Below are 6000 nucleotides of genomic sequence, written 5' to 3'. Positions count from 1 at the left end.
ATCGGCCCTTTGACCAGCTCATCCAGCAAGCCCTCAGGCAAAGCCGGCAGCGGCCCGCGGGCCGCTGCCTGAGACGCCACCGTACGTTTCTTCTTCATCGGCATATCCATGGTCATTACCTCTCATGATATGCCTCGTACACAAAATTCCGGATAGGTCCCGCCCAGGAGGGCGGAACCAACAGCCGACAGCATGTCACTAACGGCGACAAAGCAGCTTCCCAACCCGAACCCCTTCCCCTTACCCCTCCCCCTTCACCTTCCCCTCCAACACCTCCCACCTCTCCAGCGCCTCCAGCAATTCCATCTCGATCTCATCATGCCGCATGGCCAGCTGCGCGGCCCTGGTCGCGTCGCTGACGTAGAGCGAGCCGTCCTCCAGTTGCCCCGAAATCGTCTTCTGCTCGGTTTCCAGCGCAGCGATACGCTCCGGCAAGCCGTCCAGCTCTCGCTGCTCCTTGTAGGACAGCTTGACGGTCCGGTTGGCGCCGCGCGCCTCGCGCGAATCCTTGCCCTTGGCCGGTTCGGCAGCTTTCTGCTCCGGCTTGCTCGCCGCCTGGATAGACGCGGCACGCGCCGATTGCTCGACCCAGTCGGAATACCCCCCCACAGACTCCCGCCACACGCCTTCGCCCTCGGCGGCGATGGTGGACGTCACCACGTTGTCCAGGAACGCACGGTCGTGCGAGACCAGGAACACCGTGCCGCTGTAGTCCTGCAGCAGTTCTTCCAGCAGCTCCAGCGTATCGATATCGAGGTCGTTGGTCGGCTCGTCCAGCACCAGCACGTTGGCCGGCCGCGCGAACAGCCGCGCCAGCAGCAGGCGGTTGCGCTCGCCGCCCGACAGCGACTTGACCGGCGAACGCGCGCGCTCCGGCGCGAACAGGAAGTCGCCCAGGTAGCTCATCACGTGCTTGCGCTGGCCGTTGACCTCGACCCAGTCGCTGCCCGGGCTGATGGTGTCGGCCAGTGACTTCTCCAGGTCGAGCGCGGTCCGCATCTGGTCAAAGTACGCCACCTGCAGGTTGCTGCCGTTGCGCACCGTGCCGCTGTCCGGCGCCAGCTCGCCCAGGATCAGCCGCAGCAGCGTGGTCTTGCCGGCGCCGTTGGGGCCGATCAGGCCGACCTTGTCGCCACGCATGATGGTGGCGGTGAAATCGCGCACCACCACCTTGTCGCCATAGGCCTTGTTCACATCGATCAGCTCGGACACGATCTTGCCGGAGCGGTCGGCCTGCGACACCTCCAGCTTGACGTTGCCCTGCACCTCGCGGCGCGCCGCGCGCTCAGTGCGCATCGCCACCAGCCGCTGGATGCGCGACACGCTGCGCGTGCGGCGCGCCTCCACGCCCTTGCGGATCCACACTTCTTCCTGCGCCAGCAGCTTGTCGAACTTGGCCTGCTCGACCTGCTCGGCGGCCAGCATTTCTTCCTTGCGCGCCTGGTACGCGGCGAAGTTGCCGGGGAAGGACACCAGCCGGCCGCGGTCCAGCTCGACGATGCGGGTGGCCACGCGGTCCAGGAAGGCGCGGTCGTGGGTGATCAGCAGCACGCTGCCGCGGAACGCCAGCAGCAGGTCTTCGAGCCAGCGGATGGCTTCCACGTCGAGGTGGTTGGTGGGCTCGTCCAGCAGCAGGATGTCGGGTTCGGCCACCAGCGCCTGCGCCAGCGCCACGCGCTTCTGCAAGCCGCCGGACAGCGCATCGACGCGCGTGTGCGAATCCAGCCCCAGCCGCGCCAGCGTGGTTTCCACGCGGGTGCGCAACTGCCAGGCGCCGGCGGCGTCCAGCTCGGACTGCAGCCGGTGCAGGTCGGCCAGCGCCGCTTCGTCGTCATGGTGCTCGGCGACGCGGTCGGCCGCGGCCTCGTAGCGCACCAGCAGGTCGTGGGCGTCGCCCATGCCCTGCGACACCGCGTCGAACACGGTGATGCCCGGCTCGAACTGCGGCTCCTGCGGCACGTAGGCGCTGGTGACGCCGCTCTGGCGCGCGATCAGGCCGTCGTCCGGCGCCGACAGCCCGGCCACGATCTTCAGCAGCGAGGACTTGCCCGAGCCGTTGCGCCCGATCAGGCCCACGCGTTCGCCAGCCTCCAGCGAAAAATCGGCGTGGTCGAGCAAAGCCACGTGCCCGAAGGCGAGCTGGGCGTCGGTGATGGAAAACAGGGCCATGGGAAAAGACGACGAATGGAAAGACGGGGCCGGATGGGACGGGGATGGTTGCCGGGCATGGCGCGGCAGCCCGCATTGTAGACGACCGCAGCCGACAGGCGGCTCCGGGCAGGCGGCTCAAAAAGAAGGGCCCGCGCACTGCGGGCCCAAGAGTCTCTCCTCGGTGCCCTGCTCGCAAGGCACGCAAGCAGAATATCAATGCGCCCTGTCCCGCTCCAGTCGGACAACTCCGTAAGGGAAAGTCCCGTCAACCCGGGTGCGCCGGGGCGTTGCTCGCCGGGCACGCCTGCCGTGCCCGCAGTTGTCCGCACCCGGCCCCGCGTGGAACAATGGCTTGTCCTGCACCCGGTGTGCCGGCACGACAAACAAGACAACGCAGAGCCGGAGCCACAGCCGGCCAGAAGACGGAATGGGTGGTTGCCCTTCGGCCGCCGCCGCGCCGGTTCCAGTCATTTTTGTACGGGGGTTACATGTCCGATCCGGGTCCGGGGCGCCTGCCTTCCTGCGGGAAGCGCGCGCCCGTCTTGTCATGTCCTCCCTTGGCCGCGCTGGTGGTGGCACTGCTGGCCGCGGCCATGCCGGCACCATCCGCCGCCAATACCGCCACTACCGCCACTACCGCAACCAACGACCCTGCCGCCACCGCGCCGTCCGACGGCGCGCCGGTGATGCGCCGGATCCGGCAGACCGGCGCCATCCGCATCGCCCACCGCGAAAGCTCAGTCCCGTTCTCCTTCGTCGCCGACGGCAAGCCGCTCGGCTATGCCGTCGACCTGTGCCTGAAGGTCGCCGACGCCGTGCGCAGCGCGCTGAAGCTGCCGTCGCTGCGCGTGGACTGGGTGCCGGTCACGCCCGCCAGCCGCATCCCGGCCATCGTCGAGGGCAAGGCCGACCTGGAATGCGGCTCCACCACCAACAACCGCGAGCGGCGCGAGCAGGTCGCCTTCACCATCCCGCACTACATCGCCGGCAGCCGCATGCTGGTCAAGGCGGCATCGGGGATCAACAAGTGGCCGGACCTGCGCGGCAAGACCGTGGTCTCGACTACCGGCACCACGCCGCTGGCCACGCTGCGCAAGATGGATGAATCCGGCGCGCTGCAGCTGCGGCTGGTCGAGGCCAGGGACCACGCCCAGGCCTTCGCCATGGTCGAGGCCGGCAAGGCCGATGCCTTCGTGATGGATGACGTGCTGCTCTATGGCCTGCGCGCCAACGCGGCACGCCCGGACGACTACCGCGTCACCGGCGACCTGCTCACCATCGAGCCCTACGCCATCATGCTGTCGCGCCAAGACACGGCCTACAAGCAGCTGGCCGACAAGACGCTGGTGGCCTCGATCTACGACCAGGACACGCAGCTGCTGTACCGCAAGTGGTTCCAGGCGCCGATCCCGCCGCACGGCATCCGGCTCGATATCCCGATGAGCTACCTGCTGCGCGACTCGTTCAAGTTCCCGAGCGACAAGGTGGCGGACTGACGCGGCCAGGCCCGGGCTGGCGGTCCTGCGCGCCGACGGCTACCACGTGCCGGCCTCGCGCCTGATCACGGTAACCGGGCTGGCGTCGGCCGCGCTGGCGCCGTTCGGCTCGCACGGCATCAACCTGGCGGCGATCACGGCCGCCATCTGCACCGGCCCGCAGGCCGACCCGGATCGCCACCGCCGCTATACCGCCGCAGTGGTCTGCGGCATCGGCTACCTGGTGGCGGGCACACTGGCCGCGAGCATTGCCGCGCTGTTCGCCGCGTTCCCCAAGGCGCTGGTGGTCGGCGTCACTGCGTTCGCGCTGCTGGGCTCGATCGCCAACGGCCTGACCGTTGCCATGCAGACGCCGGCCGAGCGCGAAGCCGCGCTGCTGACCTTCATGATCACCGCCTCGGGCATGGTCCTGGCTGGTATCGGCTCGGCGTTCTGGGGCGTGGTCGGCGGCATGCTGGCGCTCTACGTGCTGCGCCCGCGCGCGGCCTGAGCGCTCCCGCGGGCGCCTACAGCATCAGGAAGGCGACGTCGGCGGCGCTGACTGTATCCGGCGGCACGCCCTTGCGGCGCTGGAACAGGATGTGCTGCAGCACGCGGTCGCGGTGCGTGGCGAAGGTCTGCGGGTCCAGCCTCAATGCCATGCGGGCGTAGTGCTCGGCCATCAGCTTGTAGACCCGGTGGCGCACCAGCAGCATCTCGTTATCTGCCTTGAGCCGGCTCATCGCCCCGGTGTGGTCGTCTTCCAGCTGGCGCATGCCGACCACCACCCGCGCATGCATGCCCCGGTAGCGGTCGATTTCCGCATGGGCCTTGCGCAGCTCTTCACGCAGTGACCGGACTTCCTGAATCAGCTTCAGGTTGTGCTGCACGCCGCGATGGATGCGCGTGGCTTCTTCCAGCGCATGGTCCGCCGCGGCGATGGTGTCCTGCCATGGCGTCGCGTCCGGCTCCGGCGCCGGATCCCCGAACTGCGTCGTCGGCCAGACGGCCGTGTCCTCGATGCCGGTGTGATTCATGCCGCTCCCCTTGCCCCAAAAAGCCAGCCGCCGGCATCGTAGGGTTCGTGCCGGCTTGGTCAGGCCTCAAATACCGCGACTGCCTGGTAAAGCACGCCCGAGGGGGGCCGCCTTATTCTGTATTTGCTCTATTCAAAACCGCATTGCCGCTTCGCACAACCACCGCAATGGAGGGACGCGGCTTTGGCGCAACATGGCGCCGAGGCTAAGATGCCGGTTTGGCGCCTTGCCGCCCCCACTTTCCAGCCCCAGCCATGAACGGATACCTGCTCCTCGCCCTCGCGATCGTCGCCGAAGTCATCGCCACCAGCAGCCTGAAGGCCTCGCAAGGATTTACGCGGCTCATGCCCAGCGTCCTGGTGGTGGGCGGCTATGTGGCGGCGTTCTGGCTGCTGATGATGGTGATGCGCACCGTGCCGGTGGGCATCGCGTATGCGATCTGGAGTGGGGCAGGGATCGTGCTCGTGACGCTGATCGCGGTAGTACTGTATCGGCAGATCCCGGATCTGGCGGCTTGCCTGGGGATCAGCCTGATTATTGCCGGCGTCGCGGTGATTCAGCTCTTTTCGAAGACGAGCGCACACTGAGCCACGCCATGCTCAGACCGTAAGTGCAGCCGGCTTGATTGCTGGTAGTAACTGGACGACTTACCGCACCTCGCACGGCCCAGGCGTACATGTCACGGTGGAGCCCGGCGGTACGATGATCGTACGGCCGCTCGGCGGCGGATCAGAAACGGTTCGCTGCACCGAGATGCAGCCGGCGAGCCCGAGAAGCGGCAACAACACTAGTGAACGTACGAGAAGTCCGACGCGTGCCATGGCGATCTCCCTGTATGGCAAGGCTGCGGCCGGCAGGTGTCCGGAACGCAACCTTTGCCTTTGCGGAAGTATAGGCAACGCCAGGCGCAATCAGCCCCCGGCTGGGGTCGACGTGGGATGGGGTGATTTTGCTGAAGACTATGGTCCCGCCGACAGGAATCGAACCTGTATCTAGCGCTTAGGAGGCGCTCGTTCTATCCATTGAACTACGGCGAGGGGACCCTGAAGCAGGAGGGGAGTATATCAAAATCCTCTTGCCGGAAGTCACCCGACTCGGACCGCCGCGCTGTCCAGGATTCGTTTATGTGGCTGCACGCGTCAGTGCGCCTGCATATCCGCCGCGAACGCCAGTGCCTGCGCATGCGGCATCGGTGGCCAGCGTCACATAACCGAGGAATGTGGCGGCTGAAGCGGCCATTTCCCAGCGAGCGCTACAGTGGCGGGAAAATCCCGACAGGTGTCCGCGCAGATGTCGGCGCCAGGCCAACGCATATTGCTGATCCGCTGATGGCGCGA

General features: G+C 67.1%; 4 protein-coding genes, 1 tRNA gene and 1 pseudogene. 3 read left to right on the top strand and 3 right to left on the bottom strand.

Annotated elements, in window-relative coordinates:
• Nucleotides 1–240 precede the first annotated feature (240 nt).
• Complete coding sequence (locus J8I34_RS05545; RefSeq protein ID WP_209805526.1) at nucleotides 241–2169, bottom strand: ATP-binding cassette domain-containing protein; 1929 nt, start codon at nucleotides 2167–2169, stop codon at nucleotides 241–243.
• A 575-nt stretch (nucleotides 2170–2744) separates the two neighbouring features.
• Between J8I34_RS05545 and J8I34_RS05540 the strand changes: the two genes are divergently transcribed.
• Nucleotides 2745–3647: an amino acid ABC transporter substrate-binding protein gene (locus tag J8I34_RS05540; protein WP_209805529.1), complete on the top strand. Its 903-nt coding sequence runs from the start codon at nucleotides 2745–2747 to the stop codon at nucleotides 3645–3647.
• A 10-nt stretch (nucleotides 3648–3657) separates the two neighbouring features.
• A pseudogene (locus J8I34_RS05535) lies at nucleotides 3658–4137 on the top strand (benzoate/H(+) symporter BenE family transporter); the annotation flags it as partial.
• Between the two features lie 16 nt (nucleotides 4138–4153).
• Here J8I34_RS05535 and J8I34_RS05530 read toward each other — a convergent pair.
• Nucleotides 4154–4663 carry a hypothetical protein gene (locus J8I34_RS05530; RefSeq protein WP_029045597.1) on the bottom strand — a complete coding sequence of 170 codons (510 nt, stop codon included), beginning with the start codon at nucleotides 4661–4663 and terminating at the stop codon, nucleotides 4154–4156.
• A 254-nt stretch (nucleotides 4664–4917) separates the two neighbouring features.
• On the opposite strand from J8I34_RS05530, the gene J8I34_RS05525 reads away from it, so the two are divergent.
• Complete coding sequence (locus tag J8I34_RS05525; protein WP_209776356.1) at nucleotides 4918–5250, top strand: DMT family transporter; 333 nt, start codon at nucleotides 4918–4920, stop codon at nucleotides 5248–5250.
• A 375-nt stretch (nucleotides 5251–5625) separates the two neighbouring features.
• On the opposite strand, the gene J8I34_RS05520 is transcribed toward J8I34_RS05525, so the two are convergent.
• Nucleotides 5626–5700, bottom strand: a tRNA-Arg gene (locus J8I34_RS05520).
• Nucleotides 5701–6000: the final 300 nt, after the last annotated feature.

Source organism: Cupriavidus phytohabitans (genome assembly GCF_017815025.1).
Taxonomy (GTDB): domain Bacteria; phylum Pseudomonadota; class Gammaproteobacteria; order Burkholderiales; family Burkholderiaceae; genus Cupriavidus.
This window is presented reverse-complemented; position numbering and strand designations above follow the sequence as displayed.

Bases quoted from the DNA above. Each gene is read 5' to 3' on its own strand.
- J8I34_RS05545 (WP_209805526.1), bottom strand. From the start codon at position 2,169: ATGGCCCTGTTTTCCATCACCGACGCCCAGCTCGCCTTCGGGCACGTG.
- J8I34_RS05540 (WP_209805529.1), top strand. From the start codon at position 2,745: ATGCCGGCACCATCCGCCGCCAATACCGCCACTACCGCCACTACCGCA.
- J8I34_RS05530 (WP_029045597.1), bottom strand. From the start codon at position 4,663: ATGAATCACACCGGCATCGAGGACACGGCCGTCTGGCCGACGACGCAG.
- J8I34_RS05525 (WP_209776356.1), top strand. From the start codon at position 4,918: ATGAACGGATACCTGCTCCTCGCCCTCGCGATCGTCGCCGAAGTCATC.